The following is a 20,296-nucleotide window of genomic DNA, read 5'->3' as shown; positions in this document are numbered from 1 at the left end:
TCGGCCCCGGCCCTGTCTCCCGCAGCCACGGCAGGTCTCCTCCCGCCGTCGCCGCCCGCCGCCTCAGCCCCGCCTTCTCACCTGTCGGCTTCTGCGGACGCGTCGCCCCGCGCCACGGCGTCCCCGCCCGACATCTCGGCCCCGGCCCTGTCTCCCACAGCCACGGCAGGCTTCCTCCCGCCGTCGCCGCCCGGCGTCTCGGCCCCGACGCCCTACCCGTCGGCTTCTGCGGATGTGCCGGCCCGGGCCACGGTGTCCCCGCCCGACATCTCGGGCTCGGCCCTGTCTGCCCTAGCCGCGGCGGGCCTCCTCCCGACGTTGCCGCCTGTCGCCTCGGCCCTGCCGTCCCGCCCGGCGGCCCCGTCTGCCGTGGAGGTGTCGGCCCCCCTCCCGGCGGCCCCGCCCGACATCTCGGGGGCAGCCCTTTCGGCCGCAGCCGCCTCGGCCCCTCTCCCGACGCCTACGGTCTCGGCCCCGCCGTCCCGCCCGTCGGCCCTGGCTGCTGACGCGTCAGCATGCGCGACGGCGGCTGCGCCCGGCATCTCGGGACCGGCCCTGTCGGCCGCAGCCGCAGCTGTACCCCTCCCGGCGTTGCCGTCTTCCACCTTGGGTACGCCGCACGACCCGTTGGCCCTGTCTGCTGCAGACGCGTCGGCTCTCCTTCCTGTGTCGCCTCCTTCCACCTCGGGCATGCTGCTCCCCCCACCGGCCTGCTCTGCCCCAGCCGCAGCGGACCGCCTCCCGGCGTCCCCCCCTTCCGTGTTGGCCCGCCCCACCGAGGCCCCGCCCGGTGACCTGGGTTCCTCGCCCCTCCCGCTGGCCGCGCCGCAGCAGGCCGGGACTCCCTCCGCGCACGCGGACCCGGGTCCGACGCCGCCCGCCGGGGCACCCGGTCAGGCTCCCGACTTCGGGGCCGCCCCCGGGCACGCCCAGGCGGCGTCACCCTCCTCTGCCCGGGCCGGTGTGCCGGAGGAGGCCCCGGCCGCAGGGCAGGGGTACAAGGCCACTCCGCCCCCGGTGCCGGCCCTGCCGGCGTCCGACGCCGCCGTGTCGCGATACCCGGCGGGCTCGGCCCCGCAGGACGGTCCGGAGACTGGGCCCGGCCATGGACCCGCGCGCCCGCAGCACCCGGCGGGCTCGGCCCCGCAGGACGATCCGGAGACTGCGTCCGGCCACGTACCCGCGCGCCCGCAGCACCCGAGGGACTCGGCCCCGCACGAAGGCCCGGAGACTGAGCCCGGCCACGTACCCGCGCACCCGCAGCACCCGACGGGTTCGGCCCCGCACGACGGCCCGGAGCCGTACCCGACGGGCTCGGCCCCGCAAAGCGGTCCGGTGCCCGCGCGCGGTCATGGCGTACCCGCCCCGCAGTACCCCTCGGCCTGGTCGGCGGCGGAGCAGCCTGCCGGGGCGGGCCGCGAGGGTGAGCCGGCAGAGGCTCAGGCGCAGGCGGCCATCGTGCCGCGGCAGAAGGACGGCACGGCCAGACCCCGGGTGGGTGGCGTGGGACCCGTGGGGCCCGAACCGGCCGCGCTGCCCGACCTCCTCGACCACCCCGACCCGGCGATCGCCGCCGAGGCCGCAGCCGTGGAGAACCTGCTGCGGTGCTGGGTCCGCGAAACCGGTCTCGGCCGGCCCGACGGGCCCGTCGGTACTCTGCTGCGCATCCCCCTCCCCGCATCCGGCTCAGCCCTCCTCGTCGCCGTCCGGCACTGGTCCCTGGCCGGCTGGCACCGCTTCTCCCCACCCCGGCTCGAAGGCGCCCCCGCCAACGCCCCCGCCCTGGACGCCGTCACCCTCGCCGCCCTGATCGCCCGCGAGGGCAACGTCGGCGGCCGTGGCGGCGCCGACCTCGTCGGCCGGGTCGCCGACTCGCTCCACTGCACCGCCGAGTTCATCGCCGACCGGCGCGAACGCCCCGCCGCGCCCGCCCCCGTCGCCGCGGACCTCTTCCTCACCTCCGAGCAGTCCCTCCTCCTCGGCCACCCCCTCCAGCCGGACCCGAAGAGCCGCCAAGGCCTCTCCGAAGCCGAAGTGCGCCGCTACTCACCCGAGCTCCACGGCTCCTTCCCGCTCCACTGGCTCGCTGTCGCCCCGGCCGCCCTCGCCACGGACTCCGCCTGGACCGAACGCGGCCGCCCGGTCTCCGCCGCACAACTCCTCGCACGACTCGCCCCCGGGCTCCCGCTGCCCGAAGGCACCACCCCCCTTCCCCTGCACCCCTGGCAGGCCCGCGACCTGCTTCAGCGCCCCGCCGTCGCCGCGCTCCGCGACGCAGGACTCCTCACCGACCTGGGCCCGTACGGAGAGCCCTGGTACCCCACCTCCTCCGTCCGCACGGTCCACCGCCCCGGCGCCCCCGCGATGGTCAAGCTCTCCCTGGGCCTGCGCATCACCAACTCCCGCCGCGAGAACCTCCGCAAGGAACTCCACCGAGGCGTCGAGGTGCACCGGCTGCTTCGCACCGGCCTCGCCGAGCACTGGCAGGCGGCCCACCCCGGCTTCGACATCGTCCGCGACCCAGCGTGGGTCGCCGTCGACGCCCCGGACGGAACCCCCGTCCCAGGACTCGACGCCCTGCTGCGCCACAACCCCTTCCGCTCCGACGACGACGCCGTCTGCATCGCCGCACTCACCACACCCCGACCGTGGCCCGGCCGGACCACGATGCGCTCCCGGCTCGCCGAGACCGTCACCCGGCTCGCCGCCGCCACAGGACGCCCCCTCTCCGCCGTCGCCGCCGAGTGGTTCCTGCGCTACCTCGATCACGTCGTGCTGCCGGTCCTCGCCTTCGACGCGCTCGCCGGGATCGCCCTGGAAGCGCACCAGCAGAACACCCTCGTCCTCCTCGACAGGGCCGGCTGGCCGGTCGGCGGCCGCTACCGCGACAACCAGGGCTACTACTTCCGCGACTCCCACCGTGCGGAACTAGAGCACCGGCTTCCCGGCATCGGCAGCGCCAGCGACACCTTCGTCTCCGACTCCGTCACCGACGAACGCTTCGCCTACTACCTCGGCATCAACAACGTCCTCGGCCTCATCGGCGCCTTCGGATCCCAGCGGCTCGCCGACGAGCGCGTGCTCCTCGCCGCCTTCCGCCGCTTCCTCGGCAAGGCCTCGAACCTCGGCCCGCTGCCCGCGCGGTTGCTCGACTCGCCCACCCTGCGATGCAAGGCGAACCTGCTCACCCGCCTGGGCGGCCTCGACGAGCTCGTCGGCCCCGTCGACACCCAGTCCGTCTACGTCACCATCGCCAACCCCCTTCACGATTGACGCGTCACCACTGACGCGGAGAAGAGCCCCGATGTCCTCCACCGACGACACCGTCGAACTGCACCTCACCGCCGAGCTGCTGCCCCTGCTCGCCGAGGCGGACCTCCTCGACTCCCCGGCGGACTGGGGGACCGCCGCCACCCCGGAAGGAGCCTTCCGCCTCGAACCCGTACGGCTCGAACGCGACTTGGAGCTCCTCACCGGCTGGATGAACGACCCCGCGGTGGCCTCGTACTGGGAACTCGCCGGCCCCGCCTCCGTCACCGCCGCCCACCTGCGGGCCCAGCTCGACGGAGACGGCCGCAGCATCCCCTGCCTCGGCCTCCTCGACAGCACGCCGATGAGCTACTGGGAGATCTACCGGGCCGACCTCGACCCGCTCTCCCGCCACTACGCGGCGCGCCCCCACGACACGGGTATCCATCTGCTCATCGGAGACGGCACGAACCGCGGCCGCGGCCTGGGCACCGCACTGTTGCGCGCCGTCGCCGACCTGGTATTCGACAACCGGCCTCGCTGCACACGCGTCATCGCCGAACCGGACATCCGCAACACCCCCTCCGTATCAGCCTTTCTGAACTCCGGTTTCCGCTCTTCCACTGAAATCGACCTCCCCGAGAAGCGCGCCGCGCTGATGATCCGGGAACGGGCGCTGCGCAACCTCCTCTGAGTGCCGCCCCGCAGTCCCGGATCTCCCTCGCTCACGTCGCTTCGCCTCGCTCACGTCGCTTCACGTCGCTTCGCCTCGCTTCGCGTCTCGCCGCTTCACTTCGTTTCGCGCCTCTCACTTCGAAAACTCTGCGTCGCGCAGCAAAGTTCCCGATTCCCGAGGAGCCCCGTGCCGAATTTCCCCGCCGCCCCCGACTCCGCAGAGCCCGATGTGCCCCCGTCGCCCCAGCACCCCCGTACCCCGCCCGAACTCAACCCTGTGACCTGGGACTTCGCCACCCGCACCCTGCTCGCCAAAATGCTCGGCGAGTTCGCCTACGAGGAGATCATCAGCCCCGTCCCGGCCCCGGCCCCGGCCGCGGCCGGCGACGCCTGGTCGCTCACCCTCGATGACGGCAGCAGCCTCGGCTTCCGGGCCCGCCGCCGCTCGTACGGCAGTTGGCAGGTGACCCCCGACACCATCACCCTGACTCCGGCGCCGCCCTCGACGGACACCACGACCGCCTTCGGGGACCCGTACGCGTTCCTGATCCGCGCCCGGACCCTGCTCGGCCTCGACGGCGCGACCCTCGGCCACCTGGTCCGCGAGCTGAGCGCCACCCTCGCCGCCGACGCCCGCATCGCCCACACCGCACTCACCGCCGACGTCCTCGCCGACCTCGACTACGCCGACCTCGAAGGCCACCAGACCGGCCACCCCTGGCTCGTCCTGAACAAGGGCCGCATCGGACTGTCCGCCGCCGACACCGCCGCCTGGGCACCCGAGGCCCGCGCCCGCCAGCGGCTGCCCTGGCTCGCCGCCCACACCTCCCTCGCCGCCTACCGCGGCACCGTCGGCCTCGAGGACCCGGCACACCTCTACTCCGCCGAGCTCGACCCCGTCACCAGGGCCGCCTTCGAGCAGGCCCTGCGCGATCGCGGCCTCGACCCGCGCGGCTACCTCTACTTCCCAGTCCACCCCTGGCAGTGGGACGAGGTCGTGCTCCCCCTCTTCTCGTCGGCCCTCGCCTCCGGCGCCCTCGTCCCGCTGCCCGCCGATCCCGACGTACGCCTGCCCCAGCAGTCGATCCGTACCTTCCTCAACCTCACCCGCCCCGACCGGCACAGCGTCAAGCTGCCGCTCTCCGTCTTCAACACCATGGTCTGGCGCGGCCTGCCCTCCGACCTCGCCCTGGCCGCCCCCGCCGTCACCGCCTGGATCCACTCCCTCCGCGACGCCGACCCCTTCCTGCACGACGAATGCGGGGTCGTCCTGCTGGGCGAGGTCGCCTCCGTCACCGTCCGCCACCCCGTCTACGACGCGCTCCCCGAGGTCCCGTACCAGTACAAGGAGCTCCTCGGTGCGATCTGGCGCGAGCCCCTGACCGGCTGCCTGGCCCCCGGCGAGCGTGCCCGCACCCTCGCTTCGCTCCTCCACACCGACCCGCGCGGCCGCTCCTTCACCGCCGAACTCGTCGCCCGGTCCGGACTCGCCCCCGCCGTCTGGTTGCAGCGGCTCTTCGCCGCCCTGCTGCCCCCTCTCCTCCGCTTCCTCTACCGCTACGGCACCGTCTTCTCCCCGCACGGCGAGAACGTCATCGTGATCTTCGACGAGCACGACGTCCCCGTCCGGCTCGCGGTCAAGGACTTCGTCGACGACATCAACATCAGCCGTGAACCGCTGCCCGAGCACGATTCCATGCCCGACGAGGTACGCGCGGCCCTGCTCACCGAGCCGCCAGCCTTCCTCACCCAGTTCATCCACTCCGGACTGTTCATCGGCGTCTTCCGCTACCTCTCCGCACTGTGCGAGGACCGCCTCGGTGTCCCCGAGAGTGATTTCTGGTCCCTCGTTCGGGCGGAGATCCTCCGCCACCAGGCGCTCTTCCCGGAGCTCAAGGACCGCTACGAGCTCTTCGACCTGCTCACCGAGCGGATCGACCGGCTCTGCCTGAACCGGAACCGGCTCCACAAGGACGGCTACCGAGATCGCCCGGACCGCCCGCACGCCGTCACCCACGGCACCGTGCCCAACCCCCTGCACGAGCCGTGACGGCTCACCGATGCGGCCGCTGTCGGTGCGGCCCCGTAGGGTTGGCAGTGCTATGACGAAGCCCTCCCTCCCCGACCTGCTGCACGCCGCCGTCTCCGCCGTCGGCGGCACGGAGCGGCCCGGCCAGGTAGCCATGGCCGAAGCCGTCGCGGAAGCGATCGACGACAACTCCCACCGGCTGATCCAGGCAGGCACCGGCACCGGAAAGTCCCTCGGCTACCTGGTGCCGGCCCTCGCGCACGGCGAGCGCGTGGTCGTGGCCACCGCGACCCTGGCCCTCCAGCGGCAGCTCGTCGAGCGTGACCTGCCGCGCACGGTGGAGGCGCTGCATCCGCAGCTGCGCCGCCGCCCGCAGTTCGCCATGCTCAAGGGCCGTTCCAACTACCTGTGCCTGCACCGCCTGCACGAGGGCGCCCCGCAGGACGAGGAGGAGGGCCTCTTCGACCAGTTCGAGGCGGCCACCCCCACCAGCAAGCTCGGCAAGGATCTGCTGCGCCTGCGCGACTGGGCGGACGAGACGGAGACCGGGGACCGCGACGACCTGACCCCCGGCGTCTCCGACAAGGCGTGGGCGCAGATCTCGGTCTCCTCCCGCGAATGCCTGGGCGCGACGAAATGCGCCTACGGGGCCGAGTGCTTCGCGGAGGCCGCCCGGGAGCGGGCCAAGCTCGCGGACGTCGTCGTCACCAACCACGCCCTGCTCGCCATCGACGCCATCGAGGGCGCCCCGGTGCTCCCGCAGCACGAAGTGCTGATCGTCGACGAGGCGCACGAGCTGGTCTCCCGGGTGACCGGCGTCGCCACCGGCGAGCTCACCCCGGGGCAGGTCAACCGGGCCGTGAAGCGGTCGGCGAAGCTGGTCGACGAGAAGACGGCGGACTCCCTGCAGACTGCCTCCGAGTCGTTCGAGCGGGTCATGGAGCTGGCGCTTCCCGGCCGGCTGGAGGAACTTCCCGAGGACCTCGGGTACGCCCTGATGTCCCTGCGGGACGCCGCGCGCAACGTGATCTCGGCGATCGGCGCCACCCGCGACAAGTCCGTCCACGACGAGGACGCGGTCCGCAAGCAGGCCCTCGCCGCGGTGGAGAGCATCCACGGCGTGGCGGAGCGGATCGTCAACGGCTCCGAGTACGACGTCGTCTGGTACGAGCGCCACGACCGCTTCGGCGCCACCCTCCGGGTCGCCCCGCTGTCGGTGTCCGGGCTGCTGCGCGAGAAGCTGTTCGAGGAACGCTCGGTGGTCCTCACCTCCGCGACGCTCAAGCTTGGCGGCGATTTCAACGGGGTCGCGGCCTCGCTGGGACTGTCCCCCGAGGGGGTCGAGGGGGACGACGTGCCGGCCTGGAAGGGCCTGGATGTCGGCTCCCCGTTCGACTATCCCAAGCAGGGCATCCTGTACGTCGCCAAGCACCTGGCCACCCCCGGACGGGAGGGCACGCGCGGGGACATGATGGACGAGCTCGCCGAGCTGATCGAGGCGGCCGGCGGCCGCACCCTCGGGCTCTTCTCCTCCATGCGCGGGGCCAAGGCTGCGGCCGAGGAACTGCGAGGCCGGCTCGACAACCCGATCCTGCTCCAGGGCGAGGAGACGCTGGGCGAGCTGATCAAGGCCTTCGCCGCGGATCCGAAGACCTGCCTGTTCGGGACGCTCTCGCTCTGGCAGGGCGTGGACGTGCCGGGGCCGAGCTGCCAGCTCGTGATCATGGACCGAATCCCGTTCCCGCGCCCCGACGACCCGCTGATGAGCGCCCGCCAGAAGTCGGTCGAGGAGCACGGCGGCAACGGCTTCATGGCCGTCGCGGCCACGCACGCGGCGCTCCTGATGGCCCAGGGCGCGGGCCGGCTCGTACGGGCCAGCGGCGACCGGGGCGTCGTCGCGGTGCTCGACCCCCGGCTGGCCACGGCCCGGTACGGGAGCTTCCTGCGGGCCACCCTGCCGGACTTCTGGTACACCACGGACCGTAACCAGGTACGCCGCTCCCTGGCAGCCATCGACGCCGCCGCGCAGGCGGACGGCAAATAGCCCCTGCCGACGTGCAGACAGGGGCGGCCAATGGTGTCCGGAGGCCAGCCACCACAAAGGGGACAGCTCCGGGACCGGCGCAGTAGGTCCCGGAGCTGGCTAGGGGCGCGGGGTCAGACCCGGCGCAGTACGGCGACCACCTTGCCGAGGATGGTCGCCTCATCGCCGGGGATCGGCTGGTAGGCGGCGTTGTGCGGGAGCAGCCAGACATGGCCGTCTTCGCGCTTGAAGCGCTTGACCGTGGCCTCGCCGTCCAGCATCGCGGCGACGATGTCGCCGTTCTCCGCGACCGGCTGGCGACGGACCGTGACCCAGTCGCCGTCACAGATCGCGGCCTCGATCATCGAGTCGCCGACGACCTTGAGGACGAACAGCTCGCCGTCGCCCACCAGCTGGCGCGGGAGGGGGAACACATCCTCGACCGACTCCTCGGCGAGAATCGGGCCGCCGGCAGCGATCCGGCCGACCAGGGGAACGTAGGAGGCGGCGGGCTTGCCGGTGGTGTCCGTGGGCTGCGAGCTGGGCTGGTCGGAGCCGCGCACCTCGTAGGCCCGCGGGCGGTGCGGGTCGCGGCGCAGGAAGCCCTTGCGCTCCAGGGCCATCAGCTGGTGAGCGACCGACGACGTGCTCGACAGGCCGACCGCCTGACCGATCTCCCGCATCGACGGCGGGTAGCCGCGCCGCTGCACCGAGTCGCGAATGACCTCGATGACCCTCCGCTGCCGGTCCGTGAGCCCGGAGCTGTCGGCGCGGATGCCTGGAGGTCGCCCTGGCAGCGAACGTGCGGGGCGTACGGGCTCCGCCTCCGGGTTGAGGCTTGCGTCATTCATGGCATGCACCGGCTCGAGTCGGCTCTGGCTCTGGGAGCGGTTCTGGGCAGTGATGGTGGCACTGTCTGCGGTGGTGGTCACGTCGGCCCCTCTCGAAATGTTCTCCCTAGCTGGACAACGGTAGTTGCTTTCGAAAGGTTGCGCCAAACACACGTTCGAGTGAAAAATCGCAGATCGTCCGACGTGGTCACATCGCGGGGTGTATAGACGATCGGTCCGCCGAACACGGGTTCGGCCCGGCATCCGGTGCCTACGGTACCCTTCCGGGTCGGGTCGCCACCGTTGGGTCTGTGCTCAGTGTGGCACCGCGAGGTCGCGTATCCGGGTATCGGACGCCGCGACACGCAGAGCGCAGTAAATCCGCCACAACACAAGATCTAGTGGTTGGATGAGCGCTGCCACCCAGAAGTTGGGGTCCTCGGTCTGCTGGGGTCCCCGACATCGCATATGCTTGTGGCTGCTTCACAAGCCCCCGACAGAGCCTCGTCTCTGCCGTTCAGGGGCCTCGTGAGGTGATTCAGTCGTGCCAAGAGGGAGGGTGAGGGAATCATGCACTGCCCCTTCTGCAGGCACCCCGACAGCCGCGTCGTCGACAGTCGCACCACGGACGACGGCACATCGATCCGCCGGCGCCGTCAGTGCCCCGACTGCTCCCGTCGTTTCACGACGGTGGAGACGGCCTCGCTGATGGTGATCAAGCGCAGCGGGGTGACCGAACCCTTCAGCCGTACCAAGGTCATCTCTGGGGTGCGCAAGGCATGCCAGGGGCGGCCCGTCACCGAGGACGCCCTCGCCAAACTCGGCCAGCGGGTCGAAGAGGCGGTGCGCGCCACCGGGAGCGCCGAGCTGACCACCCATGACGTGGGTCTGGCCATACTCGGCCCGTTGCAGGAGCTCGACCTGGTCGCCTACCTCCGGTTCGCGTCCGTTTACAAGGCGTTCGACACACTCGAAGACTTCGAGACCGCCATCGCGGAACTCCGCGTGCCCCGGCCTCACCCCGAAGAGTGCGAGCCCGGTGGGACCCCTCCGGTCCCCGTGCCCGCCTCCGCCGCCGACTGACCGGAAGGCCGCAGTCCAGCGCGGCCGCTCAGCTCAGCCAGGCGAAGAAACGCAGATACAAGACACAGCACCGTGCCGCGGAATAACGCTGGCACTTTAGGGCGTTTTTGCCCGCATATGGGAGGCGGCATGACAGAGACGGCGAGCGGCTCGGCACGAGGTTCCCGCGCCAAGGGGACCAAGGCTGCCAAGAGCGGCCTGCGTATCGAGCGCATCCACACCACCCCGGGCGTGCACCCGTACGACGAGGTGAGCTGGGAGCGTCGTGACGTCGTCATGACCAACTGGCGCGACGGCTCGGTGAACTTCGAGCAGCGTGGCGTCGAGTTCCCCGACTTCTGGTCGGTGAACGCGGTCAACATCGTCACCAGCAAGTACTTCCGCGGCGCGGTCGGCACCCCGCAGCGCGAGACCGGTCTGAAGCAGCTCATCGACCGGATCGTGAAGACCTACACGAAGGCCGGCGAGGACTTCGACTACTTCTCCTCGCCCGCTGACGCGGAGATCTTCGAACACGAGCTGACGTACGCGCTCCTGCACCAGATCTTCAGCTTCAACTCGCCGGTGTGGTTCAACGTCGGCACGCCCCAGCCGCAGCAGGTCTCCGCGTGCTTCATCCTGGCCGTCGACGACTCCATGGAGTCGATCCTCGACTGGTACAAGGAAGAGGGCATGATCTTCAAGGGCGGCTCCGGCGCCGGCCTGAACCTCTCCCGCATCCGCTCCTCCAAGGAGCTCCTCTCCTCCGGTGGCAACGCCTCCGGTCCGGTCTCCTTCATGCGTGGCGCCGACGCGTCCGCCGGAACGATCAAGTCGGGCGGCGCCACCCGCCGCGCGGCCAAGATGGTCGTCCTGGACGTGGACCACCCGGACGTCGAGGACTTCATCGCCACCAAGGTGAAGGAAGAGGAGAAGATCCGCGCCCTGCGTGACGCGGGCTTCGACATGGACCTGGGCGGCGACGACATCACGTCCGTCCAGTACCAGAACGCCAACAACTCCGTCCGCGTGAACGACGAGTTCATGACGGCCGTCGAGAACGGCACCGAGTTCGGCCTGCGTGCCCGCATGACCGGCGAGGTCATCGAGAAGGTCGACGCCAAGGCGCTCTTCCGCAAGCTCGCCGAGGCGGCGTGGGCCTGCGCCGACCCGGGCATCCAGTACGACGGTGTGATCAACAGCTGGCACACCTGCCCGGAGTCCGGCCGCATCACCGCGTCCAACCCGTGCAGCGAGTACATGCACCTGGACAACACGTCCTGCAACCTCGCCTCGCTGAACCTGATGAAGTTCCTGCACGACGACGGCAAGAGCAACCAGTCCTTCGACGCCGAGCGCTTCTCCAAGGTCGTCGAGCTCGTCATCACCGCGATGGACATCTCCATCTGCTTCGCGGACTTCCCGACGCAGAAGATCGGCGAGAACACCCGCGCCTTCCGCCAGCTGGGCATCGGCTACGCCAACCTCGGCGCCCTGCTGATGGCCACCGGCCACGCCTACGACTCGGACGGCGGTCGCACCCTCGCCGCCTCGATCACCTCGCTGATGACCGGTACCGCGTACAAGCGCTCCGCCGAGCTGGCCGCCATCGTCGGCCCGTACGACGGATACGCCCGCAACGCCGAGTCGCACAAGCGCGTCATGAAGCAGCACGCCGACGCCAACGCGGTCGCGCCGCGCACCGACGACCTGGACAACTCGATCTGGGCCGCGGCCACCGAGGCCTGGCAGGACGTCCTGCGCCTCGGCGAGAAGAACGGCTTCCGCAACTCCCAGGCCTCCGTCCTCGCGCCGACCGGCACCATCGGTCTCGCGATGTCCTGCGACACCACCGGTGTCGAGCCGGACCTGGCCCTGGTCAAGTTCAAGAAGCTCGTCGGCGGCGGCTCGATGCAGATCGTCAACGGCACCGTCCCGCAGGCCCTGCGCCGCCTGGGATACCAGGAGGAGCAGATCGAGGCGATCGTCGCGCACATCGCCGAGCACGGCGTGGTCGTCGACGCCCCGGGCCTGAAGGCCGAGCACTACTCGATCTTCGACTGCGCCATGGGCGAGCGCTCCATCTCCCCGATGGGCCACGTCCGCATGATGGCCGCGATCCAGCCCTGGATCTCCGGCGCGATCTCGAAGACGGTCAACATGCCGGAGACGGCGACCGTCGAGGAGATCGAGGAGATCTACTTCGAGGCGTGGAAGATGGGCGTCAAGGCGCTCGCGATCTACCGCGACAACTGCAAGGTCGGCCAGCCCCTCTCCGCGAAGAAGAAGGAAGAGGAGAAGACCGAGGTCACCGAGAAGGCCGAGGAGACCATCCGCGCGGCGGTCGAGAAGGTCATCGAGTACCGCCCGGTCCGCAAGCGCCTCCCGAAGGGCCGCCCGGGGATCACCACCTCCTTCACGGTCGGCGGCGCCGAGGGCTACATGACCGCCAACTCCTACCCGGACGACGGTCTCGGTGAGGTCTTCCTGAAGATGTCCAAGCAGGGTTCGACCCTCGCGGGCATGATGGACGCCTTCTCGATCGCCGTCTCGGTCGGTCTGCAGTACGGCGTCCCGCTGGAGACGTACGTCGCGAAGTTCACGAACATGCGCTTCGAGCCGGCCGGTATGACGGACGACCCGGACGTGCGGATGGCGCAGTCGATCGTCGACTACATCTTCCGCCGCGTGGCGCTGGACTTCCTGCCGTTCGAGACCCGCTCGGCGCTCGGCATCCACTCCGCCGAGGAGCGCCAGCGCCACCTCGACACCGGGTCGTACGAGCCGCTCGAGGAGGAGATCGACACGGAGTCCCTGTCCCAGTCGGCTCCGCTGGCCGCGGTCCCGTCGTTCCCGTCGGTCCCGCAGCCGGTCGTCGAGGTCCCGGCCCCGAAGACGGCGCACAGCAACGCGGAACTGGTCGAGATGCAGCTCGGTGTCTCCGCCGACGCCCCGCTCTGCTTCTCGTGCGGTACGAAGATGCAGCGCGCAGGCTCCTGCTACATCTGCGAGGGCTGCGGCTCCACGAGCGGCTGCAGCTGACTCCCCGAAGTCATCCGGTCTAACCGGAACTCGACGCATCTGCTGAGGTCTTGGTGATGCTGGGTTTGTGAGGAGGTCCGGCCTTTTGGCCGGACCTCCTCGCTATTGACGAACGCAGGGCCCCCACATGCTAGCCTCCGGTTTAACCGGCACTTCAGCGGTTAAACCGGAAGAGGTTTTGTGGCGGATTCTCGCCTTCGTCTCGTGCAGGGAAGCCCTCAACAGGGGAAGCAGGCGGAGTTCTTCGCCGACATGCTGCGGGGCTACGGCACCATGCTTCTGGCGGCCGGCAGGGATCGGCAATCAGTCGGCAAGCTCCTACAGATGCTCCGCGGATTCGTCGTGTGGTCGGACGCCTGGCCTTGGGAGTGGACTGCTCAGGACGTCGACGAATGGTCGGCTGACATGCGCGAACGTGAGATCGCACTGTCTATGCTGCGCAACCGCCAAGGGGTAGTTCGCCGGTTCTGCGAGTACGCCGTCAACCCGCAGTACCCGTGGATTGAGCGGTGCCAGGCGGCGTTCGGCTAGGTGCCGAAACAGGTCTGCCACGAATAAATCCGGTTCGCCAAGCAGGTCCAGGAACTGCTGACGGCCCAAGGGGTCCAGATCGGACACAGCCGCGTTCACGAGCTGGTGACCCAAGCGCCGGCACGACTCACCGTCGAGGTTCAGTTCGCGCTCTGCCGGATCTTCGATTGCACGCCGTCCGATCTGTGGCTCGACCTCGGGCAGGTCGCAACTGATCACGAGCCCGACCCCGCAGCCCGGCAACGGCTGCGCGGTGCGAAGGTCCAAGGCCCGAAGCGCTGATCCCAGCAGACCGACCTGCCCGGCCGGGCTCCACAGGATGCCAGCATTGGCCTCCCGCTGTGACAACTGCGCCGACGATCAGGACACCGCTCTTGTCGAGCACCCGATCGTGCAGCTCGGTGCCAGCACCGACGCCGCGCGAAAGGTCGTCGTAGACGTCCTGATCCACCGAATATCCCGACGCCGGGTCGCGGAATGGCTGCGCGCTGGCGGGTCACTGACCCAGGACCACGCACCCCGCCACTGGTCCAACGGCTTCGGCACGCCCTTGCCGACGGGCTGCCACACATTGCCCGGACCCGCTGCGCGGGTTGCGGAAGAGAGCGTCGCGCCCTTCCGCATCGAAGTGAAGACGGCCGTATCTGCGAGAACTGATATCGGAAGACCCCAGGACGAATCGAGACCTGCCGGTCCTGCCGGAAGGAGCGCAACGTCGTCTGGCGGGACGAAGACGGCTGGTCCTGGTGCGCCCCATGCCGCCGACGCCATCCTGATGTCGTTGAACCATGCATCCGCTGCGGGCAGATCGGACAAGTCACCGCGCGAACACCGGACGGGCCGATTGGGCTCTGCTGCTATCAGACCCCTGTGGAGCAGTGTCGTGGTTGCCTACGGCACCGTCCTGTCTCCGCCCGGACCGACGACGGACCGCTCTGCAAGTCCTGCGCCGGACGCCCCTTGGAGATCTGCGCCAATTGCGGACAAGGACGGCTGATTCCTCGACTGAGGACCCGTGGCCGTTCCGGCTGTGTTTCGGCTGCATCGCGCAGGCCACAGCGGCGTTCGCCACGGTCGGCGAGATCTCTGTGGAGGCCGCAGATGTCGACAGTGTGCGATGGGCGGTATGCGTCACTTGCGGCAGGGACCACGGCATCAACTTCCTCCCAGACGGCCCGAGATGCTCCAGTTGCCGAGATCGGGCAATGCGTCGACGGGAGGAGTGCAGCCGCTGCGGGAAGACTGGGCGTGTCTTCTTCGCTCCTGGAGTCTGCAGAGAGTGTCTCGGTGTCGACGTCGGTGGCACTTGCACCGGATGCGGACTCGAGGATCGGCTCTACTCGGGCGGTCGTTGCGAAAGATGCGTGCTGACCGGGCACATTGGCAAAGTCTTCAACGATTGCGGAGACGCGGGCCGCGCAGTCGCTGAGCGGTTGGCTGCCAGCCCCAACCCCAGATCCAGCCTGAACTGGCTCGAGCAGAGCCCCACGGCACAGCTTCTTATCGGACTCCTTCGGCGTGAGAACAAACCCACTCACGAAGATCTCGACGCGATCGAAAGCCCGGAGCGTGCCGATGGCAAGGCAGATCGGCGCCAAGCCGTCGAGAACGCCAGGATGATTCTTGTCTCGACCGGAGTTCTCGAACCCCGACATGCTTTCACCGGCCGCTACGAAGCCTGGGCGCGACAAGTGCTGGCCAAGGTCGGCCAGGCTGCGGACCGCTGGACTCTTCAACAGTTCTACCGTCACCGGCTCCTACCATCCGTCGAAGGTCCGTGCGAAGTCGGCAAGGCGACTCGTGGCACAGTGAGGCGAGCCCAGAATCAGCTGCGTGCTGCGATCGACCTGCTGGCCTGGGCTCAGCTGCGAGGCGGGGCTGGCTGGGCTCGACCGATCGGGCGTCGACGAGTGGCTGGCAGGCCCGAGCACCCGCCACTGGGCCCGGGAGTTCTTGCTTTGGGCAATCCGTCAACGTCTGCTGGACCTTCCGATATCCGCCATTCCGTTGCGGTTGCCCCAATCCCCACCTGCAGTCGAGGACTACCAGCTGCGCATCGACTTGGCTCACAGACTGCTTCATGAAGAAGGGTTTCCGGCAGACGTTCGCGTTGCCGGTCTTCTCGTCGTCCTCTACGGCCAGCACCTTTCTCGGATCGCCAGCATCGAACGAAAGAGCGTCGACCCAGCATCCACGCCCTCACGGATCAAGCTGGGTAAGGACTGGCTGGAGCTCCCCGAGCCGATGGGTCGACACCTTGCCGAGCTGCTCGCGCAGGGGCCTCGACGGAATGCGCCTTTCATCGAAAACGCCAGGTGGCTCTTCCTCGGAGACGGCGCCGGAACTCATCTGTCCTCCGACCGACTTGGCGTCCGGCTGGCCAAGTACGGCATCCGAGCCCGACCGATGCGTAACACCGTGCTGTTCCAGCTGGGCACGACCGTTCAACCAAGGACTCTGGCCCGGCTCCTCGACCTCCACATCAACACCGCCGTGGACTGGGTCGACAAGGCCGGCGGGATCTACGCGAACTACTGGGGACAAGTCCTCCGCGATGAAGACGCCGAGGATCTTGACCTCTTCGACCCAGGACTTGAAACACTCGACGAGGATGGCGATGTCGATGGTGATCCGGAGGATCTCCTCGACGAACTCGGAATCCTATGACGAGCACGCGGACCACATGAGCACCGTCGCTGTGTCTACGCCCGTGGCATCGGAGCGGGTGGCCACCGACGACATGTGCGCCCGGCTCTCGCCGATCGCCTACGAGCACATCAACTTCCTGGGCCGCTACGCCTTCACCCGCGCCGACTCGGGCGCCGGCTTGCGGCCCTTCCACGACCCGACCCAAGAAGCGGACGCTCCCGGCGCCCCGATGGCAGCACCAACGTTATGAGGGTGGCGGCGCAAGCCCGCACGGTCCGTGGACACCGACCCCGGCCTCGCTCACATTCGGCAAGAGCTGAGCGTCACGCCGGCGGCCGGGTGAGTTTGGCGGCCACGGCGTCGAGGACCCAGTCCAGGCCGGTCGCGAAGGATGTCTCGGCGTCCACGTCCGTGCCGTCGTACACGGCCTTGGTCAGCGCCGGGAAGCGGCCCGTGGCCAACATTCTCATCACATGCGGGCCGGAGGCGCGCTGCCAGTCGCGCTTGGACAGGCCCGTGGCGCGCTCGGCCCGCAGGTTCGCGATCTCGCGCCTGATCGCGCCAGTGAAGTAGGCGCTGACAGTCTCCACAGCGCGCATGACAGTGTCGATGTCGGCGAGGCCGTCGAGGGCGGCCAGCGTGGCCTCGGTCACGGCGAGGCCGTTCGGGCCCAGGGTCGGGCGGCCGCCGAGCAGGTCGGCCAGCCATTCGTGACGGAGAGCTGCCTGCCTGGTGCGGTGGGCGAGGATGCGCAGCGCCTCCCGCCAGTCACCGGGCTGCTCCGCGGGGAGAATCTCGGCCTGGACCTCGTCCACCATGAGGTCGAACAGCTCCTGCTTGGTGGAGATGTATCCGTACAGCCGCATCGGGCCAGCGTTCAGCCGGGCGGCGACCTTGCGCAACGACACCGCCTCCAGCCCGCCCTCGTCGGCCAGCGCGATGGCGGCGGCGACGATCCGCTCCCGGTCGAGCGGCACAGGGCGAGTCGGCGGCTCCGGCCGGTCCCACACAGTCATGTTCACACCGTTCTGTTGCGATGCATCGCAATGGGGAAATACAGTGTATCGACATGAGGCACCGCATCGCTGTTGTCGGGAGCGGCCCTGCCGGCCTTACCTTCGCCCGCGTCCTGCACCGCCATGATTACCCCGTCGCCGTCCTCGAACGAGATCCCGCCCCCGACGCCCGCCCCCCGGGCGGCACGCTGGACCTGCACGAAGGGCTGGGCCAGCTCGCGCTGGACAAGGCGGGGCTGCTGGCGGAGTTCCAGGCGCTGTCTCGTCCCGAGGGGCAGGCCATGCGCATCCTGGACACGGCCGGGACCGTCCTGCGTGACTGGCGACCCCGTCCAGACGACCGGGCCAATCCCGAGATCGACCGCGGTCAACTCCGTGACCTGCTGCTCGGCCCTCTCGACGTCCGGTGGGGGCGGGGCGTGACGCAGGTGGTGTCGGGGACCCGGGATGGCGTACTGGTCCATTTCGCGGACGGGCGACAGGAGACGTTCGACCTCGTGGTCGGCGCGGACGGCGCCTGGTCCCGGATCCGCCCGGCAGTCTCGTCGGTGACGCCGCACTACACCGGCGTCACCTTGGTCGAGACCTCCCTGGACGACGTCGACACCCGCCACCCTGACCTCGCCCGGTTGATCGGCGACGGTTCAGTGGCTGTGTACGGCGTGAACCGAGCTCTCGTCGCCCAGCGCAACAGCGGCGGCCACGTCAAGGTGTACGCCCAGTTCCGCGCGCCGCTGGACTGGCACACGAACCTGGACCTGGCCGACGTCGAGGCCGTGCGATCGAGCCTGCTGGCTCTGTTCGACGGCTGGGCCGCTCCCGTCCTGGCCCTCCTCCGCCACGGCACCGCTTTCGTCCACCGCCCCCTCTACGTCCTGCCCGTGTCCCACACCTGGACCCACGTCCCCGGGGTGACGCTACTGGGCGACGCCGCTCACCTGATGCCCCCGTTGGGGGCGGGCGCGAACCTCGCGATGCTGGAAGGCGCCGAACTCGCCGAGTCCATCGCCACCGGCCCTGGAGATCTGGACGAGGCCGTCCGCGCCTTCGAGGAACAGATGTGGGCACGGGCCGGCAGGTGGGCGAAGATGACGATGGCCGGTCTGGAACGCCTCGTGAGCCCGGACCCCGCCGAAGCCCTCGCCCTCTTCGACCAAGTCCAGCCATCCTGACTGCCAAGCGCGAGAGCACCAGCACTAACAGCTCGCCACGGCTTCACGAGACAGTACGGCACCGCTGCGGTCCCTTCCGGCAAAAAACCACCGTTAGACGAACGCACGACACCTGCACCGAACGCAGCCCTCAGCCCGTTACCGCCAAAATCCGGTCCGATCCTCCTCGCGGGCCGACTGCTCAGTCGTCTGGGATGAGTCGAACTCGGCGTACCTACGACTCCCAGCAGGTCCCAGTATTTCGGGCGTCGGCAGCTGGACGTGAACTAGCTGGTCAGGGCGGTGGAGCCGGGGTTTCCGGGCTCCACCGCCCTCGGCGTTTTCCGCGCTCCACCGCCCTCGGCGTTATTTCGGGCTCCACCGGCCTCGTCGTTATTTCGGCCCGGGGCTGCTCTGTTTTCTGTTTCTGCGCGAAATGATCACCGGTTAGGCTCCCCCAGCGCGCATAGGGCGCGACCGGCAGGGTGATCGGGCGCCTCGTCCTTTCACGAGCGGGGGACCGGGGGACCGGGGGAGCGGGGGAGTCATGTGGAGCGGTGACGAGCTGGATCTGGATGCCTACCTGGAGCGGATCGGGTACGGCGGGCCGGTCGGGGAGGGCGGGGAACTCCGGCCGGACCTCCCGACGTTGTACGCAGTGCACCGGGCCCACACCGGTGCCATCACCTTCGAAAGCCTGGATGTCCTTCTCGGCCGCCCCGTAGAGCTGGAGGTCAAGGCCGTCGAGGACAAGCTCGTGCACGGCCTGCACGGCCTGCGCGGTGGCTACTGCTACGAGCAGAACTCGCTGCTGGCCGCTGCCCTGGAGCGGATCGGCTTCGAGGTCTCCGGGCGCGGTGCCCGCAACCGCACCCGCGGGGACTCCCTGCTGGCGGTGACACACGCCGTCCTCGTCGTCACCGTCGAGGGTGAACCGTGGCTGTGCGACGCCGGGTTCGGCTACCAGGGCCCGCGCGAGCCGGTCCCGCTGGCGCGCCCGGGCGTCGAAGTGCGGCAGGAGGACTGGACGTACACCGTCCGCGAGGAGGACGGCGGCGTTCTCGCGCTGTGTCTGCTGCGGGGGGAAACCTGGCGGGACCTGTACGCGTTCTCACCGCAGCCGTACCACCCCGTCGACTACGTGGTGCTGAACCACTACAGCTCCTCGCACCCCCGCTCCGCTTTCGTCGGCCAGGTCATCGTCCAGCTCCCGGGCGATGCCGTCCGGCTGGCGCTCGTAGGGCGGGAGCTGACCCGCCTGTACCCCGACGGGCGGATCGAGCGGCAGCCCGTGGCCTCCGGCGAGCTGCTCGCTCTGCTCGACCGGGAGTTCGGGCTTCGGCTGCCCGAGCGGGATGCGGCCGAACTGGTGCGGATCCACCGCGCCGGGGACTGACCGGGGCCGCGCCGGGCCCGTACGATGGCTCGGTGCTGGTCAAGTGGATTCGCTGCACGGTGACGGACCGACGCGGGTTCGAGCGTGGACAGCGCAAATGGGCGGGGTTGCCTGGCGAACCGGGGTTCCGGGGACAGGGCGGCGGTTGGAGCCGGGGCCGGCAGGGGGTCGCGCATGTCTTCGCGTTCTGGGAGAGCCGTTCCTTCTACGACTCCTTCATGGCCCGCTCGCACGACCGGCTGGCCGCCGCCCAGAACGGGACCTACACCGATCTGCGGGTCACGCTCTTCGATCACCGCTTCGATGTGAAGACGGGCTTCGAACCGCGCTTCACCGATGCCGATGTCGTCCGCGTCGCGCACACCCGGGTGCGGGACGGCCGGGTGGACCACTTCGCCCACATGCAGGAGAAGGTGTGGAACCCGGCCATGGCGGGTTCGCCCGGAATGATCCGCGGCCTCTTCGGGGAGGCGCCTGGCCGGGAGTTCCTCGTGCTGTCGATGTGGCGCGCGGCCGCCGAGCACGGAAAGTACCGGCAGGAACGCGTCGAGCGGCTCTCGCTGCGTGCGCAGACCGAGGCCGACGTAGAGGCGCTCACCGGTGACGTCGTCGACCTCGAACCGTCCTGGACGGTATGACCGTA

The 20,296-nt window shown here is 69.7% G+C and carries 15 protein-coding genes; 13 read left to right on the top strand and 2 right to left on the bottom strand.

Annotation, left to right across the window (positions count from 1 at the left end; all coding sequences use genetic code 11):
• Nucleotides 1–1,335 precede the first annotated feature (1,335 nt).
• The 4 genes from J7I97_RS15965 (at nt 1,336) to J7I97_RS15950 (ending at nt 7,997) form a co-directional block, all read left to right on the top strand.
• Nucleotides 1,336–3,273 carry an IucA/IucC family siderophore biosynthesis protein gene (locus J7I97_RS15965; RefSeq protein WP_374195477.1) on the top strand — a complete coding sequence of 646 codons (1,938 nt, stop codon included), beginning with the start codon at nt 1,336–1,338 and terminating at the stop codon, nt 3,271–3,273.
• Nucleotides 3,274–3,304: 31 nt separating this feature from the next.
• A complete protein-coding gene (locus tag J7I97_RS15960) occupies nt 3,305–3,943 on the top strand; it encodes a GNAT family N-acetyltransferase (RefSeq protein WP_214935372.1) in 639 nt (212 codons plus the stop codon).
• A 168-nt stretch (nt 3,944–4,111) separates the two neighbouring features.
• Nucleotides 4,112–5,974 carry an IucA/IucC family siderophore biosynthesis protein gene (locus J7I97_RS15955; protein WP_214935370.1) on the top strand — a complete coding sequence of 621 codons (1,863 nt, stop codon included), beginning with the start codon at nt 4,112–4,114 and terminating at the stop codon, nt 5,972–5,974.
• A gap of 52 nt (nt 5,975–6,026) precedes the next feature.
• The gene (locus J7I97_RS15950; RefSeq protein WP_214935368.1) at nt 6,027–7,997 is read left to right on the top strand and encodes an ATP-dependent DNA helicase; all 1,971 of its coding nucleotides are present in this window, start codon (nt 6,027–6,029) and stop codon (nt 7,995–7,997) included.
• Nucleotides 7,998–8,110: 113 nt separating this feature from the next.
• Here the strand turns inward: J7I97_RS15950 and lexA are convergent, their stop codons facing one another.
• Entirely contained in the window at nt 8,111–8,908 is a 798-nt protein-coding gene (lexA, locus tag J7I97_RS15945) for a transcriptional repressor LexA (RefSeq protein WP_214935366.1), read from the bottom strand.
• A gap of 468 nt (nt 8,909–9,376) precedes the next feature.
• On the opposite strand from lexA, the gene nrdR reads away from it, so the two are divergent.
• The 6 genes from nrdR (at nt 9,377) to J7I97_RS15915 (ending at nt 16,340) form a co-directional block, all read left to right on the top strand.
• Nucleotides 9,377–9,889: a transcriptional regulator NrdR gene (gene nrdR / locus J7I97_RS15940; protein WP_214935364.1), complete on the top strand. Its 513-nt coding sequence runs from the start codon at nt 9,377–9,379 to the stop codon at nt 9,887–9,889.
• 129 nt (nt 9,890–10,018) lie between these two features.
• Nucleotides 10,019–12,910, top strand: a complete 2,892-nt coding sequence (locus tag J7I97_RS15935) for a vitamin B12-dependent ribonucleotide reductase (protein WP_214935362.1) — start codon at nt 10,019–10,021, stop codon at nt 12,908–12,910.
• A 204-nt stretch (nt 12,911–13,114) separates the two neighbouring features.
• The gene (locus J7I97_RS15930; RefSeq protein ID WP_214935360.1) at nt 13,115–13,441 is read left to right on the top strand and encodes a hypothetical protein; all 327 of its coding nucleotides are present in this window, start codon (nt 13,115–13,117) and stop codon (nt 13,439–13,441) included.
• A 27-nt stretch (nt 13,442–13,468) separates the two neighbouring features.
• Complete coding sequence (locus J7I97_RS40310) at nt 13,469–13,723, top strand: helix-turn-helix transcriptional regulator (RefSeq protein WP_214935378.1); 255 nt, start codon at nt 13,469–13,471, stop codon at nt 13,721–13,723.
• A 1,551-nt stretch (nt 13,724–15,274) separates the two neighbouring features.
• Nucleotides 15,275–16,108: a hypothetical protein gene (locus J7I97_RS15920; protein ID WP_214935358.1), complete on the top strand. Its 834-nt coding sequence runs from the start codon at nt 15,275–15,277 to the stop codon at nt 16,106–16,108.
• 16 nt (nt 16,109–16,124) lie between these two features.
• Nucleotides 16,125–16,340 carry a Tn3 family transposase gene (locus J7I97_RS15915; protein ID WP_214935356.1) on the top strand — a complete coding sequence of 72 codons (216 nt, stop codon included), beginning with the start codon at nt 16,125–16,127 and terminating at the stop codon, nt 16,338–16,340.
• A gap of 73 nt (nt 16,341–16,413) precedes the next feature.
• Here J7I97_RS15915 and J7I97_RS15910 read toward each other — a convergent pair whose 3' ends face one another.
• On the bottom strand, nt 16,414–17,106 hold the full coding sequence (locus J7I97_RS15910; protein ID WP_214935354.1) for a TetR/AcrR family transcriptional regulator: 693 nt from the start codon (nt 17,104–17,106) through the stop codon (nt 16,414–16,416).
• A gap of 53 nt (nt 17,107–17,159) precedes the next feature.
• Between J7I97_RS15910 and J7I97_RS15905 the strand changes: the two genes are divergently transcribed.
• The 3 genes from J7I97_RS15905 (at nt 17,160) to J7I97_RS15895 (ending at nt 20,291) form a co-directional block, all read left to right on the top strand.
• Nucleotides 17,160–18,278 carry an NAD(P)/FAD-dependent oxidoreductase gene (locus tag J7I97_RS15905; protein ID WP_214935352.1) on the top strand — a complete coding sequence of 373 codons (1,119 nt, stop codon included), beginning with the start codon at nt 17,160–17,162 and terminating at the stop codon, nt 18,276–18,278.
• A 526-nt stretch (nt 18,279–18,804) separates the two neighbouring features.
• Nucleotides 18,805–19,653 (top strand): arylamine N-acetyltransferase, encoded by an 849-nt coding sequence (locus J7I97_RS15900; RefSeq protein ID WP_214935350.1) that lies wholly within the window; start codon nt 18,805–18,807, stop codon nt 19,651–19,653.
• Between the two features lie 32 nt (nt 19,654–19,685).
• Nucleotides 19,686–20,291, top strand: coding sequence for a YdbC family protein (locus J7I97_RS15895; RefSeq protein ID WP_214935348.1), 606 nt, complete (start codon nt 19,686–19,688; stop codon nt 20,289–20,291).
• Nucleotides 20,292–20,296 lie beyond the last annotated feature (5 nt).

Origin of the sequence: Streptomyces sp. ISL-87, from assembly GCF_018614095.1 — a bacterium.
GTDB lineage: Bacteria > Actinomycetota > Actinomycetes > Streptomycetales > Streptomycetaceae > Streptomyces.
This window is presented reverse-complemented; position numbering and strand designations above follow the sequence as displayed.